The sequence below is a fragment of the Rugamonas rivuli genome, assembly GCF_009380165.1.
GTDB lineage: Bacteria > Pseudomonadota > Gammaproteobacteria > Burkholderiales > Burkholderiaceae_D > Rugamonas > Rugamonas rivuli.
Window position 1 is genome coordinate 1008743 of sequence record NZ_WHUF01000001.1, and the last position, 16892, is coordinate 1025634.

The window sequence follows — 16892 nt, forward strand, 5'->3', positions numbered from 1 at the left end:
GAACTTAGTCGGATTGGTCAGCCGTTTCGGCCGGCCAGTCGCGGATGTAAGCCTTGAGCATGCGGTTCTCGAAGCTTTGCGCTTCCAGCACCGCGCGCGCGACGTCGTAGAAGGAGATCACGCCGAGGATGGTTTTCGCGTTCATCACCGGCAGATAGCGCGCGTGCTTTTCCAGCATGATGCGGCGCACTTCATTGACTTCGGTATCCGGCGTGACAGTGATCGGATGATCGTCCATGTGCTTGCGCACCGTGCCGGCGCCGACGGTGCCGCCGTTTTCGTGCAACGCGCGCAGCACTTCGCGGAAGGTCAGCATGCCGGCCAGGTCGCCGAATTCCATGACCACCAGTGAGCCGATGTCTTTTTCCGCCATCGTGTTGGCGGCGTCCGCCAACGGCTGGTCAGGAGAAATCGTATAAAGAATGCTGCCTTTAACCTGAAGAATTTCGGAGACTTTCATTTTGGGCCGTCCTGTCCGCTGATATGGGCTATGTGAATGGAGTTTCTAGTTATTGTAGCCTTATAGCGAATGTAGCCTATGCCCGGCAAAAAATCCAGCGATCTGGATAAGCAAATCGCAACATTTTTACAGCGCTGTTGCCCAGTCGCGATTCAGGGTAGGATGCCGGGCATTCCTATAACTCTAACGAGACCCTATGAGCGGCCCCAAATACCCCGGATTTGATACCCTCGCCCTGCACGCCGGCGCCACGCCCGACCCAGCCACCGGCGCGCGCGCCACGCCCGTCTACTTCGCCTCATCCTTTGCGTTCAAGGACTCCGACCACGCCGCCTCGCTGTTCAACATGGAGCGCGCCGGCCACGTCTACTCGCGCATCTCGAATCCGACCAATGCGGTGCTGGAGGAACGCATCGCCGCGCTGGAAGGCGGCGTGGCCGGCATCGCCACCGCCAGCGGCCAGGCCGCGATGCATCTGGGCCTGGCCACCATCGCCGGCGCCGGCTCGCACATCGTCGCCTCGCGCGCGCTGTACGGCGGTTCGCACAATATGCTGGCCTACACGCTCAAGCGCTTCGGCATCGAGACCACCTTCGTCGATCCACGCGACCTCGATGCATGGCGCGCCGCGATCCGCCCCAACACCAAGGTGCTGTTTGCCGAAACGCTGGGCAATCCGGGCCTGGACGTACTCGATATCGAAGCCGTCTCCGCCATCGCGCACGAGCAGCACCTGCCGCTGATGATGGATTCGACCTTCACCACGCCCTATCTGCTCAAGCCTTTCGAGCACGGTGCCGACCTGGTGTTCCACTCCGCGACCAAGTTCCTGTGCGGGCATGGCACCGCCATCGGCGGCCTGCTGGTGGACGGCGGCACCTTCGACTGGCAAGCCGCCCACGACAAGACCGGCCGCTTCGCCGAACTGTGCGAACCGTACGACGGCTTCCACGGCATGGTGTTCGCGGAAGAGTCGACCGTGGGCGCCTTCGCGCTGCGCGCGCGGCGCGAGGGCCTGCGCGACTTCGGCGCCGTCATGAGTCCCCACAACGCCTTCGCCGTGCTGCAGGGCGTGGAGACGCTGGGCTTGCGCATGGACCGGCACGTGGCCAACACCCGCAAGGTGGTCGAGTTCCTGCTGTCGAATCCCGCTGTGGAATCGGTGTCCTATCCCGAGCTGGATTCGCACCCGGACTACGAACTGGCCAAGCGCCTGCTGCCCAAGGGCTGCGGCGCCGTGTTCTCGTTCAGCCTGAAGGGCGACCGCGCCGCCGGCCGCCGCTTCGTCGACAGCCTGAAAGTGTTCTCGCACCTGGCCAACGTCGGCGACGCCAAGTCGCTGGCGATCCATCCCGCCTCCACCACGCACTTCCGCGTTCCGGCCGACCAGCTGGCGGCGTCGGGCATCACCGAAGGCACGATGCGGCTGTCGGTGGGATTGGAGGATGTGGATGACCTGATCGAAGATTTGGCGCGCGGCCTGAAGCTGTCGCAGAAAGGAGCATGACATGCTGCTGACCGTACAAGGCGTGGACGCCTACTGCTACACCGGCGGCAAGCCGTTCGACGCCGCACTGCCGACCGTGGTGTTCATCCACGGCGCGCAAAACGACCATTCGGTGTGGGCTTTGCAGACCCGCTACTTCGCCCATCACGGCTACAGTGTGCTGGCGGTGGACCTGCCGGGCCATGGCCGCAGCAAGGGCGCGGCCAAGACCGGCGTGCCCGAACTGGCGGACTGGCTGCTGCAAGTGCTGGACGCGGCGGGCGTGCAAAAGGCCGCGCTGTTCGGCCACAGCATGGGATCGTTGATCGCGCTGGAAGCGTCGCACAAGGCGCCGGCGCGCGTTACGCATCTGGGCATGGTCGGATCGACCTACCCGATGAAGGTATCGGACTCGCTGCTGGAAACCTCGCGCACCGATGAGCAGAGCGCCATCGACATGGTCAACATCTGGTCGCACTCGACCATCGCGCAAAAGCCGTCGTGCCCGGGGCCGGGCTTCAATACGATGGGAGGCTCGCGCCGGCTGATGCAGCGCATCTCGCAGATCAATCCGCAGCAGGTGTTCTATACCGACTTCACGGCCTGTAACGCCTACGCCAACGGCGAGGTGGCCGCGCAGGCGGTGCGCTGCCCCACCCTGTTCCTGCTCGGCGCGCGCGACATGATGACGCCGCCCAAGTCCACCAAACTGCTGACCTCCACCATCAGCCACGGCAAGGTGGTGACGGTGGACAGCGGCCACTCGCTGATGAGCGAGCAGCCGGATGCGGTGCTGGATGCGCTGTTCAGTTTTGCGGGAACTTGAAGCGGATAATCCGGTTCGCGCCCTGCATCACGATGCCGCGATAGCGGCGGCGGTAGATGACGATGCCGGCGGTGCAGGCCAGTACCACCAGGATCAGCGACACCAGGTCGGTGCCTCCGTGGGTGACAACCGGGCGTTGGGCCGAATGCATGGTCGACGCCTGGAACTTCTTGCCGACGTAGCGCGCACCGATCACCAGTTCCTCGGCGTTGATGTTATTGACGAGGTACAGCCCGAAACCACCCGGATGCACGCTCATCTTGCCGTCGCGGTAGACGAAGGAGCGGCGCTCGTCGCCGATGCGGATGCTGCCCACTACATGGCCGGCGGCGTTGATGGAAGTGGCGAAGCTGTCGCCGTAGCCGATCAGCGCGCCGAGATCGACCATCTTTTTACCGTCATGGACGAAGGCGTGCCAGCGGCGATCCGGCGTTTCCGAGGTGCCTACCACCACGCCGGAATCGTTGACCGCCGTGGCGCCGCTTGAGCGGCCGCCCAGCGTGCCCAAATCCTTCATGCCCTCACCGGGCTTGTAGATAAAGGCGCGGCGATAGCCGTCCGACAGCGCCGCCGTGCCGACGATCACGCCGTCGGTGTTGACGCCGGCCGCGTAACTGATGTTGCCGCCCAAGGTGCCCAGGTCGACCAGGGGGCCGTCGCCATTGCGGCCGGTGGAGAAGGCGTGGAAGTAGCCGTCGCTGGTGTCGGCGTATCCGACCGCCTGGCCGGAACGGCTGATGCCCATGCCGTAGCTGCTGTTGCCGCCCAGCGTGCCCAGGTCTCGCATCGCCAGGCCGGCGCGGAAGACGAAAGCGCGCCAGTGGTTGTCGCTGTCCTGGGCCGAGCCGACGACGTCGCCTCCGATGTTGATGCCACGGGTGAAGCTGTCGCTGCCGCCAAGGGTACCCAGTTCGACCAGGCGTTTATCCCACAGCACCGCGCGCTGACGGCCGCTGTCTTCCTCGATGATGCCGGCCACCTGGCCCGCCGCGTTGATGTCGACCGCGATGCTGGCCTCGTTGCCGCGCTCGCCCAAACCCGGCGGATGCAGTTGCTGGGCTGACGACGCCATACCTGCAATTCCCAACAAGACCACCGCAATCGGCATTCTCAGCATGACGTCTCCTAGTTGATTTTAATGAATGCCGATTCTATAACGGTATCCGAACGATGGGCAACTGTAGCGGTAAATCGACTGATACAGCATGGGTCTGTACCCTGGCCCTTGTGCCTTGTGCCCGCCGCGCCGCGCTTCTAGACTGGCACCACTCCCAAACCGTGAAGGCATCGCATGACCGAACTCCTGCCCTTGATAAGCTATTGCTTCGTGATGTCGGCCACGCCCGGGCCGAACAACGTCATGCTCGCCACCACCGGCGCCAATTTCGGCGGCCGCGGCGCGCTGCCGGTCGTGTTGGGCATCCAGGCCGGCATGTTCGTGCAGACCATGCTGATGTGCGTGGGGCTGGGTACCGTGTTCGTTACCTACCCATTGGCGCACCAGGTGCTGCGCATCGCGGGATCGTTATACCTGGTGTTCCTGGCCTGGAAGCTCAGCGGAGCATCGATGAGTGCAGCGCAGGCGCCCAAGGCGGTATCGTTTTTCCAGGCTACGGTATTCCAGGCGCTCAACCCAAAGAGCTGGGTCAAGGCCGTTACCGTGGCCTCGGTGTTCATGCCCGCCGGGCACAACACGGTCGCCGATGCGCTGCTGGTGTCGGCGATAGGCACTGCGGTCGGAGCGCCGTGCAATGCCATGTGGGCGCTGTTTGGCGTCTCGATCCGCCATTTGCTGAAAGACCCGCGCAAGCAGCGCATCTTCAATTTGACGATGGGCGCCATTCTGCTCGTACTAGCCGTGATGTTTTTACGCTAGACTCTCGCCATGTTCACCATCGATCGCACCTCCCCCATCGCCCTGTCCAAGCAGATTGAGACACAGCTGCGCCACATGGTCGAGAGCCGCGCGCTGCCTGGCGGCGCCAAGCTGATGTCGATACGCCAGTTGGCCACCCAACTGGCCGTCAGCACGAATACCGTGGTGGTGGCCTATGACCGGCTGGTCGCCGCAGGCGTCATCGATTCGCACGGCACGGCGGGGTTTTTTGTGAGCGCGCCTAACGACGCGGGCAAGTCGATTCCCGATGAAGTCGCGCTGGAAGCCGGCGAGGAGCAAGAGCCGGTCTGGCTGGCGCAGCAGGCCAACGATCAGCGCGCCGGCATCCTGCTAGCCAGCAGCGGCGCCTTACCGCCGACCTGGCTGCAGGACGCAGTACCGGCCAGCGCCGTGCAAAAGGCCTTGTCCCGCAGCGCCGCAGGCATGGCCTCGCGGTGTCCGCCGCAGGGACTGCCGGAACTGCGCGAGCATATTGCCTTGCTGTTGCGCGGCATCGGCATTGCCGCCGACGCCGGCCACATACTCACGACCTTCGGCGGCACGCATGCGATCGACCTGATTTGCCGCAGCTTTTTGCAGCCCGGCGACACCGTGCTGGTGGAAGATCCCGGCTACTTCCTGATGTTCGGCCGCCTGCGGCAGGACGGCATCCGTCTGGTCCCCATCAAGCGCGGCCCCGATGGCCTCGATCTGAACGCATTGGAAGCTGCCTGCCGCGAACACCGTCCACGCCTGCTGTTCGTGCAAACGGCCCTGCACAACCCGACTGGCTGGAGCAGCAGCGCCGCCAATTTGCACAAGGTCCTGATACTGGCGCAGCAGCATGGCTTCCTGATCGCCGAGGACGACGTGCACGGCCACTTCCAGCAAGGCCACAGCACGCGGCTGGCATCCCTGGCCGGACTCGATGGCGTGATCTACTACTCCAGTTTTTGCAAGGCGCTCAGTCCCGCCTTGCGGATGGGCTATCTCGCCGCCGCCCCGGCCTTGCTCAAAGTGCTGATGCGGACCAAGATCCACTCCATCATGACGATGCCGGCGCTGAACGAGTACGTGCTGCTGGAAGTACTCAAAGCCGGCAACCTGCGCAAGCACCTCGACCGCATGCAACGCAAGATCATGGCAGCCCGCAACGCCAGCACGCAGCAACTGAGCGCAGCGGGCGTGCTGTTCGAGCAGCCCGGCGACGCGGGCATCTTCTTGTGGGGCACCATGCCGGAAGGCCTGGACGTGGACTTGCTGGTGCAGGACGCCTACCGCAACAACATCCTGCTGATGCGGGGCGCCGCCTTCTCGGCCAACGACACGCCCGACCAGCATATCCGCTTCAACGTCGCGTTCAGCCAGCATCCGCGCCTGAGCACCTACCTGCAGGAACGCCTGCAAGCGGTGGCGGGAGCACGCTCAAGCCTGGCACGCGCCAGCAGCGCAGTTTGACAAGCGCTTAACGGCAGTCGATCGGTCCGAAATGTTCGGCCAGGGTCTTGCCCAGGCCTGCTTCGACGGCCGCTTCCACTTCACGCGCCAGCGAGGCGGCGGCGCGAGCGGCCTGCAAGTCGCGCTCATCGTCGCTGTCCGATACCACACCGGCGTTGATCGGCATGCCGGAGAACACGAAGAGGCGATAGACCTCGGCCAGCGTCAGCTTCTCGACATTGGCCAGGATGACCCAATGATCGCCGCCGTCGCTGATACGCTTGCCCCACTGGACGCGCTGCGGCGCATCGACCTTCACGCGCCCCACCCAGCCTTCGGCCATCATTTTTTCCAGCAGCGTGTCCATCTCATCGAAGCCCAGCCGCGTGCGTGCGCGGATCGCGCCGGCGCTGACCAGCGCCGTGTCGCCGCATTTGCAGGCCACATGCAGCACCCGCAGGATCGCCATCGCATCGACAAATTCGCCGCCCGGCTGCGCCTCATGCCACCAGCGCTCGTACTTCACCACCGGCAGCGCGGCCACCAGCAGTGCGCCGAACAGCGTAATCATCCACGACACATACACCCACAGCAGGAACAACGGCAGCGCCGCCAGCGCACCGTAGATCTTCGAATACGTCGGGAACTGCGTGATGAACACCGCGAAACCGCGCTTGGCCACCTCGAACGCCAGGCCGGCCACCAGGCCGCCCCAGGCCGCGTCGTACCAGTCGACGTCGCGGTTCGGCACCGCCACGTACAGCAGCGTGAAGGTGGCCGTGGTCAGCGCCAACGACAACACCGTGTAGATCAAGGCGCCGATCACCGGCACGTCGCCTATCAGGTCGCTGGTGGCCATGAAGACCTGGCCCGACAAGGTCAGCGACACGCCGATCAGCAAGGGCCCGAGCGTGATGATGGCCCAGTAGACCAGGATGCGCTTGGTCCAACGCCGCTCGGCGCGCACGCGCCAGATACGGTTGAAAACGCGCTCGATCAAATTCATCATCGCGATCGACGTGAAAATCAGCGCCACCGCACCCACCGCCGACAGCCGCGTGGCCTTGGAGGCGAACATGGTCAGGTAGTTCAGGATCGTGCTGGAAATCGACTTCGGCATCACGCTTTGCACGAAGTAGGCTTCCAGCGACGTGCGGAAGGTATTAAACAGCGGGAAGGTGGTGAAGATCGCCAGCGCGATGGTCAGCAGCGGCACCAGCGCGAACACCGTGGTGAAAGTGAGACTGCCGGCCACTTGCGGCAGGCTCTCCTCGCGCAGGCGGCGATGGGCAAACAGGAACAGGTCCCGCACTTCGGGCCAGGACAACGAACGTACTGTGTCTATCCCGCTACGGCAACTGCGGGAAACATACTGTAAAACCGGGTGTATATATTTTTCGTACATGAGCGATAATCGAAATACAAGGTGGCGACGCTGCCACCCGCTAAAGCGCCCTATAATACCGCCGATGAACCAAGCCAATCTGATTATTCTCGTATTGTTTTACTCACGCCATGGCGCCACGCGCAAATTGGCCGAACTGATCGCCCAGGGCGTGGAAAGCGTACCAGGCTGCGACGCGCGCCTGCGCACGGTTCCAGCCGTATCGACGGTGGCCGAAGCCACTGAGCCGGACGTGCCGGCCGACGGCGCTCCCTACGTCGAACTGGAAGACCTGGCCGAATGCGCGGGCCTGGCGGTCGGCTCGCCTACGCGCTTCGGCAACATGGCCTCGGCGATGAAGTATTTTTGGGACGGCACGGCGGCCCAGTGGCTGTCCGGCGCGCTGGCCGGCAAGCCGGCATGCGTGTTCACGTCCACCGGCAGCCTGCACGGCGGCCAGGAATCGACGCTGCTGTCGATGATGATACCGCTGTTCCACCACGGCCTGATGGTGCTCGGCCTGCCCTACACCAACCCGGAACTGATGACCACTTCCAGCGGCGGCACGCCCTACGGCGCCAGCCACTGGTCCGGCCTTGACGGCAAGAAGACCATCACCGAAGATGAAAAACGCCTGGCCATCGCGCTGGGCCGGCGCCTGGCCGAAACGGCCGTCAAACTCCGCGCCGCCGCTTGAACAGGGACGCATGATGGAAAACACGATGCAAAAGTATTGTCACTGGGGCGCCATCGGCAGCCTGGTGACGCTCATTATCTGGTGCGTGCTGTGGGAGATGGTGCTGGCGCCGCTGCATCCGGGCGGCTCGTGGCTGGTGCTGAAGGCCGCGCCGCTGCTGCTGCCGCTGTACGGAGTGTGGAAGCGCGACATCTATACCCTGCAGTGGACTTCGATGATGATACTGCTGTACTTCACCGAAGGCGTGGTGCGCGGCTGGAGCGACAAGGGCAGCCTGTCCGCGTGGCTGGGCTGGGGCGAGGCCCTGATCGTCTGCGTCTACTTCGTGTGCGCCGTCATGTATCTGCGTCCGTATAAAAAGGCAGCGAAGAAGCTGGCCAAGGAATTGCTGGACAAGGTCAAGGTCAACACCGTCAAATGACTGACTTCCTCACCCACTGCCGCTCCGTGGTGGGCGATGCTTTTGTGCTCGACGCGCCTGCGGACATGGCGCCCTTCCTCACCGACTGGCGCGGCCGTTTCACCGGCAAGGCCCTGGCGGTGCTGCGCCCTGCGACGGTGGAACAGGTGGCGGCGCTGGTGCGGGCTTGCGCGCAGTGGCGCGTGCCGCTGGTGCCACAGGGCGGCAACACCGGCCTGGTGCTGGGCAGCGTGCCCGATGCCGGCGGTGGCGCAGTGGTGCTGTCGCTGGCGCGGCTGAACGCCATTCGCCAGGTCGATCCCATCAACCGCACCATGACCGTGGACGCGGGCTGCATCCTCCAGCAAGTGCAGGAAGCCGCAGCCGCCGAGGGCTGCCTGTTCCCGCTGTCGCTGGCGGCAGAGGGCAGCTGCACCATCGGCGGCAACCTGTCCACCAATGCCGGGGGCACGGCGGTTCTCCGCTACGGCAACACGCGTGAGCTGTGCCTCGGGCTGGAGGTCGTTACGCCGCAAGGCGAGATCTGGAGTGGCTTGCGCGGTCTGCGCAAGGACAATACCGGCTACGACTTGCGCGACCTGTTCATCGGCGCCGAAGGCACGCTAGGCATCATCACCGGCGCGGTGCTCAAGCTTTACCCGCAGCCCAAGGCCAGCATCACCGCGTTGGCCGCACTGCCCTCGCCTACGCACGCGCTCCAGCTCCTGAACCTGATGCAAGACCATTGCGGCTCCAGCCTCACCGGCTTCGAGCTGATGTCGCAGTACTGCCTGAACCTGGTGGCGCAGCAGTTCCCGTCGCTGCCCAAGCCGTTCGCCGCGCAGCATCCACAGTACGTGTTGATGGAGCTGTCAAGCAGCGAATCGGAGCAGCACGCCGTCGGCCTGCTGGAAAACGCCATCGGCGCGGCGCTGGACCGGGACATCGTCAGCGATGCCGTGGTGGCGGCTTCGGTGGCGCAATCGGCCGGGCTGTGGCAGCTGCGCGAACACATCCCGCTTGCGCAGGCCAAGGCCGGCAAGAACATCAAGCACGATATCTCGCTGCCAGTGTCGCGCATCGCCGACTTCATCGCCGCCACCGGCCCTTTGCTGGAGGCGGCGTTCCCCGGCTGTCAGCTGGTGTGCTTCGGCCATCTGGGCGACGGCAACCTGCACTACAACGTGGCGCCGCCGGACGGCATCTCCAATGAAGACTTCCTGCGCAATCAGGACAAGGTCAATCGCGTGGTGCACGACAGCGTGGTCGGTTTCGGCGGTTCGATTTCGGCGGAACACGGCATCGGCGCGCTGAAGCGCGACGAGCTGGCCCACTACAAATCGCCGGTGGAGCTGAACATGATGCGAGCCATCAAAGCGGCGCTGGACCCGCTGGGCATCATGAATCCGGGGAAGGTGCTATGAAGGCATTGCTGTGCGGGGTCTTGATGTGCGCCGCCGCGTTGACCGCACAGGCGCAGAGCGTCCACAAATGCACCGTGGACGGCAAGGTCAGTTATAGCGACACGCCTTGTCCATCAGCCGCAGCATCCGCAACGACGCTGGCGGTGCCGGCTGCGCCACCGGCCGATCCGGTGGCTGCGGCCGATCTGGCGCGGCAAAAGAAGCAAGCGGCCGCGTTGGAGAAAGCCCGCCACCGGCGCGAAGACCAGGACGACCGCGCCGCCGAAAAGGCCGCGCAGGCCGCAGCCGTACAGCGCAAGAAGTGCGGCAAGCTCAAACTGAACAAGCAATGGGCCGACGAAGACGTGCGCCGCGCATCTGTCGCCAAACTCGATAACGCCAAGCTTCGTGCCAAGCGCGCCGCTGAAGCCCTGGCGCTGGAGTGCCCACAGTAATGCCCGAACCGATACAGGAATCCACTCGCAGCGCCGCCATGGGCCGCCTGTCGCGCTGGCTGCTGCTGGGCGAATGGCGCGCGCACCCGCTGCGGGCGCTGGTGGCGATTGCCGCAATCGCCGTCGGCATCTCGCTGGGCTTCGCCATCCACTTGATCAACGCCGCCGCGTTCAACGAATTCTCGTCCGCCATCAAGGGCCTGTCCGGCGTGGCCGACATCCAGGTACGCGGCACCGAACCGTTCTTCGACGAAGCCGTCTACCCGATGCTGGCGCAGCGCCAGGGCGTGGCCGTGGCCTCGCCGGTGCTGGAGTTCGACGCCTCCGTGCCCGGCGAATCTACAGCGCTGAAAATCCTCGGCATCGACGCCTTCCGCGCCAGCTTCATCTCCTCCGACCTGGTCGGCGCTCCGTCCGAAGACCACGTGACCGATACGCTGGCGGACGACGCCCTGTTCCTCTCGACCGCAGCCCAGCAATGGCTCAAGCTTGCCGACGGCGGACAACTGAAGCTGCAAGTGGGCGTCGGCGAACTGAAACTGCGCGTGGCCGGCTCGCTGCAACGCGCCCGCGCCGGACAGCGCATCGGCGTGATGGACCTCGGCGCAGCACAGTGGCGCTTCGAAAAGCTCGGCCAATTGTCCCGCGTCGACCTCAAACTGCGCGACGGCGTCAATCGCGACGCCTTCAAGGCGGAGCTGGAGCAGCAGCTGCAGCACGATTATCCCGGCCGCTTCCGCGTCAACCAGCCCAACGACGAAGAACAGAACAGCCGCAACGAAGGCATGAGCCGCGCCTACCGCGTCAACCTGACCGTACTGGCGCTGGTCGCGCTGTTCACCGGCGCCTTCCTAGTGTTCTCCACGCAGGCGCTGTCGGTGATACGCCGCCGCAGCCAGTTCGCGCTGCTGCGCGTGCTGGGCATGGACCGCAAGCACCTGCTGCGCCAGATCCTGATCGAAGGCCTGAGCCTGGGCATCGCCGGTTCCGTCATCGGCATCGCCGCCGGCTACGGCATGGCGGCGGCGGCGCTGCACTTCATGGGCGCCGACCTGGGCGCGGGCTTCTTCTCCGGCGTGCGGCCGCAGGTGCAGTTCACGCCGGTCGCCGCCATCGTCTACTTTACGCTGGGCGTGGTCGTGGCCCTGCTGGGATGCGCCGCGCCGGCGCTGGATGCGGCGCGCGCCAAGCCTGCGGTCGCGCTCAAGTCGGGCACCGAGGAAGCGGCGATGTCGCGGCTGTCCCGGGCCTGGCCGGCGCTGGCCTGCATCGCGCTCGCCGCCTTGCTGTCGCAGGCGCCGCCGGTGTTCGAACTACCGCTGTTCGGCTATCTGTCGATTGCCCTGCTGCTGGTCGGCGCCATCGCCCTGATGCCGCGCCTGGCCGCCATCGTGTTTCGCCTGGCGCATCAGCGCTGGAGCGCCGCCACAGCCCACAAGCCTGGCGCCTCGCCGGTGGTGACGCTGACGCTGTCGCGGCTTGCCAACGCCTCCAGCCAGGCCGGCATCGCGCTGGGCGGCGTGCTGTCCAGCTTTAGTTTGATGGTGGCGATGGCGATCATGGTCTCCAGCTTCCGCGTGTCGCTCGACGACTGGCTGCAGCACATCCTGCCCGCAGATATCTACGTCAGCGTCGCCAGCGCAGGCACCACGGCAGGCCTGCGGCCGCAGGAGCAGGCCGCCATCGCCGCCCTGCCCGGCGTCGCCAAGGCTGATTTCCTGCGGGTGCGCGCCGTTTCGCTGACCTCGGCCCGGCCGCCGGTCGCCCTCATGGCGCGCAATCTCGACGTCGCCGATCCCGGCGCAGCGCTGGCCATTGTCGGCGCCACGCAGGTGCCGGGGCCCGGCGCACCGCCGCCGGTATGGGTGTCCGAAGCCATGGTCGACTTGTACGGCACGCACGTCGGCCAGCGCATCGAACTGCCGCTCAACGGCAAGCTGCATGCGTTCCAGGTGGCCGGCGTCTGGCGCGATTATGCGCGTCCTACCGGCTCGGTCCAGATACGGCTGGACGACTACCGCGCCATCACCGGCGACATGGAAGCCAGCAACGTCGCGCTGTGGCTCAAGCCCGGCGCCAAGGCGGCCGACACGGACAAGGCACTGAAGCAGCTGCCGTTCGGCGCCGCGCTGGCGACCACCGCGCCCACCGAAATCCGCGAGATCAGCATGAAGGTCTTCGACCGCAGCTTCGCCATCACCTATCTGCTGGAGGCAATCGCCATCGTCATCGGCCTGTTCGGCGTGGCCGCGACCTTCTCGGCGCAGACGCTGGCACGCGCCAAGGAATTCGGCATGCTCCGGCACGTCGGCGTCACGCGCCGCCAGGTGCTGTCGATATTGGCCATCGAAGGCGGCGCACTGACGGGTCTCGGTATCGTCACCGGCTTCGTGCTGGGCTGGATCATCAGCCTGATACTGGTGTTTGTCGTCAATCCACAGTCCTTCCACTGGTCCATGCAACTGCACCTGCCGTGGCCTCTGCTGGCCACTGTGGCGGGACTGTTGCTGGCCGCCGCCGCACTGACCGCGCTGCTGGCCGGCCGCCAATCGCTGTCGGGCGGGCCGATACGCGCAGTCAGGGAGGACTGGTGATGATACTGATACGACTATGTGCAGCGGCGCTGGCGCTGCTGATGACCATGTCCGCGCAGGCGGCCGAGCCGGTATTCCAGACGGTGACGCCGCTGGCGCCCGGCGCCGCGCTGCGCTTCCCGGCGGATTTCGGCGCCCATCCCGGCTACAAGACCGAATGGTGGTACGTCACCGGCTGGCTGAACACACCGGACGGCAAGCCGCTGGGCTTCCAGGTGACGTTCTTCCGCACCGCCACGCCGCACGATCCCGCCAATCCCAGCAAGTTCGCGCCCAAGCAGCTGATCATCGGCCACGCGGCCGTCTCCGACCCGGCCAACGGCAAGCTGCTGCACGACCAGCGCAGCGCGCGCGAAGGCTTCGGCCTGTCCTACGCCAAGGTCGGCGACACCGACGTCAAGCTAGAAGACTGGCACATGACCCGCGCCGCCGACGGCAGCTACCAGGTGCATCTCGACGCCGCCAGCTTCAAGCTGGAATTGAAACTGAAGCCTACGCAGCCCGTGCTGCCGCAGGGCGACCGTGGCTTTTCGCGCAAAGGTCCGCGGCCTATCGACAGCAGCTACTACTACAGCGAACCGCAGCTGGCCACCACCGGCACCGTCACGCGCGCCGGCCGGCCGGTCGCCGTCACGGGCGCCAGCTGGCTCGATCACGAATGGTCCACCCAATACGTCGCCGCCGATGCCGCAGGATGGGATTGGCTCGGCGCCAACCTGGCCGACGGAGGTGCTCTGATGGCTTTCCAGATGCGCGGCAAGACAGGTGCTAAACTATGGGCGCACGCGACATGGCGCGATGCATCCGGTAAGATCACACAGTTCTCGCCGGAGCAGGTCAGCTTTACCCCGCAACGGCGGTGGCGTTCGCCCCGCACCAATGCCGAGTATCCCGTCTCGACCCAGCTGGCCACCGGCAGCACCGTGTGGCAGATCGTCCCTTTGCAGGACGATCAGGAACTGGACTCGCGGCGCTCCACCGGCGCGGTGTACTGGGAAGGCGCGGTAACGCTGGAGCGGGACGGAAAACCGGCCGGCCGCGCCTACATGGAGCTGACCGGCTATGTCCAGCCGATCAAGTTTTAGCAGCACCGAACAATTTAGCATCACCCGAATCGTCAACAAAGAATACTTACAAACCGCAGCCACACGATGACCAACAGCACCACCGCAAGCACCATGTCCGCCGCCGCTCCAAGTACAGCAAGGGAAGCCAAGAAAGGCAGTCTAGCCACCCTGCGCGGACTGACGCCTTTCCTGCTGCCGTATAAACGTCAATTCGCCATGGCCGGCATCGCGCTGGTGGTGGCCGCCTGCTCCACGCTGGCCATCCCCGCCGCCTTCAAGCAGATGATAGACCTGGGCTTCGGCGGCGCCGGCGACAAGAGCATCAAGCACGTCGACCTGGTGTTCCTGGCCCTGTTCGGCGTGGCGACGGTGCTGGCGCTGGCCACGGCGGCGCGCTTCTATACGGTGTCCTGGCTGGGCGAACGCGTCACCGCCGACATCCGCAGCGCGGTCTACAAGCACGTGGTCACGCAGAGCCCCGAGTTTTTCGAGACCACGCAGACCGGCGAAGTCCTGTCCCGCATCACCACCGACACCACCTTGATCCAGGCAGTGGTTGGCACCAGCATCTCGATGGCGCTGCGTAACGTGCTGCTGTTCGTCGGCGGCTTGGTGATGTTGTTCGTCACCAGCGCCAAGCTGTCGGCCATCATCATCGGCCTGCTGATCCTGACCGTGCTGCCTATCGTGATGTTCGGCCGCCGCGTGCGCAAGCTGTCGCGCGATTCGCAGGACCGCATCGCCGACGCTTCCGCCATGGCCGGCGAAATCCTCAACGCCATGCCGACGGTGCAGGCCTTCACGCACGAGAAGATCGAATCGAACCGCTTCGGCGCCTCGGTCGAAGGCGCCTTCGCCACCGCAATGCGCCGCATCCGCGCCCGCGCGCTGCTGACCATGATCGCCATCGTGCTGGTGTTCGGCACCATCGTGTTCGTGCTGTGGCTGGGCGCGCACGCGGTGCTCAACGGCGACATGACCGGTGGCGACCTTGGCCAGTTCATCCTGTACGCGTCCATCGTGGCCGGCGCCATCGGCGCCCTGTCCGAAGTGATGGGCGAGGCGCAGCGCGCCGCCGGCGCCACCGAGCGCCTGCTGGAACTGATGTCGGTCAAGTCGGCCATCCAGTCGCCTGCGCAGCCGCTGGCGCTGCCGCCACGCGCCGCCAATGGCGCGGCACTGAGCTTGCAGGACGTCAGCTTCTCCTACCCTTCGCGTCCCGATACGGCGGCGCTGGGCCACGTCTCACTGGACATCAAGCCGGGTGAAACGGTGGCCGTGGTCGGCCCTTCCGGCGCCGGCAAGACTACGCTGTTCCAGCTGTTCCTGCGCTTCTACGATCCGCAGAGCGGCAGCATCAAGCTCGATGGCGTCGACATCACCCGCCTCGATCTGCACACGCTGCGCGGCGCCATCGGCATCGTGCCGCAGGATACGGTGATCTTCTCGGCCGACGCGATGGAAAACATCCGCTACGGCCGCGCCGACGCCACCGACGCTGAAGTGATCCAGGCCGCCAAGCTGGCCGCCGCCCATGAATTCATCGAACGCCTGCCGCAGGGTTATCAATCCTTCCTGGGCGAGCGCGGCGTGCGCCTGTCCGGCGGCCAGCGCCAGCGCATCGCGATTGCGCGCGCGCTGCTGAAAAACCCGCCGCTGCTGCTGCTGGACGAAGCCACCAGCGCGCTGGACGCGGAATCGGAACGCCTGGTGCAAAAGGCGCTGGAAGCGGCGATGGTCGGCCGCACCACCGTCATCATCGCACACCGCCTGGCGACCGTGCAGCGCGCCGACCGCATCATCGTGATGGAAGATGGCCGCATCGTCGAAACCGGCACCCACGCATCGCTGGTGGCGCTGGGCGGCATCTACGCCAACCTGGCGGCGCTGCAGTTCCATAACGTCCACGTCGAACAGCACGCGGGTTAATTAAAAAATAATTTAGCAAATAAGCACAACGGTTCCGGGTCACGCTAATATGGCGTTATTTTAAAATCAAGGAACCGTTATGCTGGAACGTCTGCTACGCAACATATGGCATAACATTCTCGGAGGCGCCTGGTCATACGTCCTGGTGGCCGGTATTTTTACGCTGCTTTGGCTGTGGTGGCACTTCCTGCCAGGCCGCAGGCAGCGCTTGCAGGCCAAGCGCGTCGGCCTGCCCCAACTCCGGCGTGAAGTTCTCACCACCGTTGTCAGCCTGACGGTGATCGGCGCCGTGCTGCCGCTGGCCTTTGCGCTGGGCCTGCGCCGCTATTCGCCGATCTACACCGGGCTGGATGACTATAGTCACGGCTGGGCGTCCACCGCAGGCATCGTGATGTTGATGATGATAGTACAAGACACCTGGTTCTACTGGACCCACCGGCTGATGCACCACCGCCGGCTGTTCCGCTGGACGCATCTCACTCATCATCGCTCCACCAACACCAACCCCTGGTCCACCTACGCGATCAGCCCAGTGGAGGCAGTGGTCGACAGCAGCGCCATCATCGTCATACTGCTGCTAGTGCCAAGGAACTATGTGGCGCTATTCATTTTTTCCTGGCTCAACACGGCATACGCCGTCTACACGCACCTCGGCTACGAGATCTTCCCGCGAGGTATGTCGCAGCACTGGCTGGGCCGCTGGATCAACACCTCCACCGCCCACAACACCCACCACGCGCGGGGCCGATACAACTACGGCTGGTACTTCTTATTCTGGGACCGCATGATGGGCACCCTGTCGCCGGACTATGAAACGCACTACAGCAAAGCAGGGTTTTTGGCCGCCTCCGCAAAAAGCCGGTAACATTCTCCCTTTC

Annotated in this window: 15 protein-coding genes; 12 read left to right on the forward strand and 3 right to left on the reverse strand. The window is 65.0% G+C overall.

Annotated features, from left to right (window positions below; translation table 11 throughout):
* Positions 1–4: 4 nt before the first annotated feature.
* Positions 5–460 (reverse strand): CBS domain-containing protein, encoded by a 456-nt coding sequence (locus GEV01_RS04290; protein ID WP_008448140.1) that lies wholly within the window; start codon positions 458–460, stop codon positions 5–7.
* Positions 461–656: 196 nt separating this feature from the next.
* Here GEV01_RS04290 and GEV01_RS04295 point away from each other — a divergent pair, with 196 nt between their 5' ends.
* Positions 657–1967, forward strand: coding sequence for an O-acetylhomoserine aminocarboxypropyltransferase (locus tag GEV01_RS04295; RefSeq protein WP_152801946.1), 1311 nt, complete (start codon positions 657–659; stop codon positions 1965–1967).
* Between the two features lies 1 nt (position 1968).
* Positions 1969–2772, forward strand: a complete 804-nt coding sequence (locus tag GEV01_RS04300; protein ID WP_152801948.1) for an alpha/beta fold hydrolase — start codon at positions 1969–1971, stop codon at positions 2770–2772.
* On the opposite strand, the gene GEV01_RS04305 is transcribed toward GEV01_RS04300, so the two are convergent.
* A complete protein-coding gene (locus GEV01_RS04305) occupies positions 2753–3844 on the reverse strand; it encodes an HAF repeat-containing protein (RefSeq protein WP_235914210.1) in 1092 nt (363 codons plus the stop codon). The genes GEV01_RS04300 and GEV01_RS04305 overlap by 20 nt on opposite strands.
* A 219-nt stretch (positions 3845–4063) precedes the next feature.
* On the opposite strand from GEV01_RS04305, the gene GEV01_RS04310 reads away from it, so the two are divergent.
* Both GEV01_RS04310 and GEV01_RS04315 read left to right on the forward strand, forming a co-directional pair.
* The gene (locus GEV01_RS04310; protein ID WP_152801952.1) at positions 4064–4648 is read left to right on the forward strand and encodes a LysE family translocator; all 585 of its coding nucleotides are present in this window, start codon (positions 4064–4066) and stop codon (positions 4646–4648) included.
* A 9-nt stretch (positions 4649–4657) separates the two neighbouring features.
* Positions 4658–6106 (forward strand): aminotransferase-like domain-containing protein, encoded by a 1449-nt coding sequence (locus GEV01_RS04315; protein ID WP_152801954.1) that lies wholly within the window; start codon positions 4658–4660, stop codon positions 6104–6106.
* A gap of 7 nt (positions 6107–6113) precedes the next feature.
* Here GEV01_RS04315 and GEV01_RS04320 read toward each other — a convergent pair whose 3' ends face one another.
* Positions 6114–7490: a YihY family inner membrane protein gene (locus GEV01_RS04320; protein ID WP_152801956.1), complete on the reverse strand. Its 1377-nt coding sequence runs from the start codon at positions 7488–7490 to the stop codon at positions 6114–6116.
* A gap of 64 nt (positions 7491–7554) precedes the next feature.
* Here GEV01_RS04320 and wrbA point away from each other — a divergent pair, with 64 nt between their 5' ends.
* From wrbA to GEV01_RS04360, 8 genes are all read left to right on the forward strand, one after another.
* Positions 7555–8166, forward strand: a complete 612-nt coding sequence (gene wrbA, locus GEV01_RS04325; RefSeq protein WP_008448125.1) for an NAD(P)H:quinone oxidoreductase — start codon at positions 7555–7557, stop codon at positions 8164–8166.
* Positions 8167–8179: 13 nt separating this feature from the next.
* Positions 8180–8587 carry a DUF2069 domain-containing protein gene (locus GEV01_RS04330; RefSeq protein ID WP_152802334.1) on the forward strand — a complete coding sequence of 136 codons (408 nt, stop codon included), beginning with the start codon at positions 8180–8182 and terminating at the stop codon, positions 8585–8587.
* Positions 8584–9990, forward strand: a complete 1407-nt coding sequence (locus GEV01_RS04335) for an FAD-binding oxidoreductase (RefSeq protein WP_152801958.1) — start codon at positions 8584–8586, stop codon at positions 9988–9990. The genes GEV01_RS04330 and GEV01_RS04335 overlap by 4 nt, the downstream gene beginning before the upstream one ends.
* Positions 9987–10424, forward strand: coding sequence for a DUF4124 domain-containing protein (locus tag GEV01_RS04340; RefSeq protein WP_152801960.1), 438 nt, complete (start codon positions 9987–9989; stop codon positions 10422–10424). Before GEV01_RS04335 ends, GEV01_RS04340 begins: the two co-directional genes overlap by 4 nt.
* Positions 10424–13018: an FtsX-like permease family protein gene (locus tag GEV01_RS04345; protein ID WP_152801962.1), complete on the forward strand. Its 2595-nt coding sequence runs from the start codon at positions 10424–10426 to the stop codon at positions 13016–13018. The genes GEV01_RS04340 and GEV01_RS04345 overlap by 1 nt, the downstream gene beginning before the upstream one ends.
* Complete coding sequence (locus GEV01_RS04350) at positions 13018–14103, forward strand: lipocalin-like domain-containing protein (RefSeq protein WP_152802335.1); 1086 nt, start codon at positions 13018–13020, stop codon at positions 14101–14103. Before GEV01_RS04345 ends, GEV01_RS04350 begins: the two co-directional genes overlap by 1 nt.
* A gap of 66 nt (positions 14104–14169) precedes the next feature.
* Positions 14170–16014: an ABC transporter transmembrane domain-containing protein gene (locus tag GEV01_RS04355; RefSeq protein WP_152801964.1), complete on the forward strand. Its 1845-nt coding sequence runs from the start codon at positions 14170–14172 to the stop codon at positions 16012–16014.
* Positions 16015–16093: 79 nt separating this feature from the next.
* The gene (locus GEV01_RS04360; RefSeq protein ID WP_152801966.1) at positions 16094–16879 is read left to right on the forward strand and encodes a sterol desaturase family protein; all 786 of its coding nucleotides are present in this window, start codon (positions 16094–16096) and stop codon (positions 16877–16879) included.
* The last annotated feature ends 13 nt before the right edge of the window (positions 16880–16892 follow it).

Bases quoted from the DNA above. Each gene is read 5' to 3' on its own strand.
- GEV01_RS04290 (WP_008448140.1), bottom strand. From the start codon at position 460: ATGAAAGTCTCCGAAATTCTTCAGGTTAAAGGCAGCATTCTTTATACG.
- GEV01_RS04295 (WP_152801946.1), top strand. From the start codon at position 657: ATGAGCGGCCCCAAATACCCCGGATTTGATACCCTCGCCCTGCACGCC.
- GEV01_RS04300 (WP_152801948.1), top strand. From the start codon at position 1,969: ATGCTGCTGACCGTACAAGGCGTGGACGCCTACTGCTACACCGGCGGC.
- GEV01_RS04305 (WP_235914210.1), bottom strand. From the start codon at position 3,844: ATGGCGTCGTCAGCCCAGCAACTGCATCCGCCGGGTTTGGGCGAGCGC.
- GEV01_RS04310 (WP_152801952.1), top strand. From the start codon at position 4,064: ATGACCGAACTCCTGCCCTTGATAAGCTATTGCTTCGTGATGTCGGCC.
- GEV01_RS04315 (WP_152801954.1), top strand. From the start codon at position 4,658: ATGTTCACCATCGATCGCACCTCCCCCATCGCCCTGTCCAAGCAGATT.
- GEV01_RS04320 (WP_152801956.1), bottom strand. From the start codon at position 7,490: ATGTACGAAAAATATATACACCCGGTTTTACAGTATGTTTCCCGCAGT.
- wrbA (WP_008448125.1), top strand. From the start codon at position 7,555: ATGAACCAAGCCAATCTGATTATTCTCGTATTGTTTTACTCACGCCAT.
- GEV01_RS04330 (WP_152802334.1), top strand. From the start codon at position 8,180: ATGGAAAACACGATGCAAAAGTATTGTCACTGGGGCGCCATCGGCAGC.
- GEV01_RS04335 (WP_152801958.1), top strand. From the start codon at position 8,584: ATGACTGACTTCCTCACCCACTGCCGCTCCGTGGTGGGCGATGCTTTT.
- GEV01_RS04340 (WP_152801960.1), top strand. From the start codon at position 9,987: ATGAAGGCATTGCTGTGCGGGGTCTTGATGTGCGCCGCCGCGTTGACC.
- GEV01_RS04345 (WP_152801962.1), top strand. From the start codon at position 10,424: ATGCCCGAACCGATACAGGAATCCACTCGCAGCGCCGCCATGGGCCGC.
- GEV01_RS04350 (WP_152802335.1), top strand. From the start codon at position 13,018: ATGATACTGATACGACTATGTGCAGCGGCGCTGGCGCTGCTGATGACC.
- GEV01_RS04355 (WP_152801964.1), top strand. From the start codon at position 14,170: ATGACCAACAGCACCACCGCAAGCACCATGTCCGCCGCCGCTCCAAGT.
- GEV01_RS04360 (WP_152801966.1), top strand. From the start codon at position 16,094: ATGCTGGAACGTCTGCTACGCAACATATGGCATAACATTCTCGGAGGC.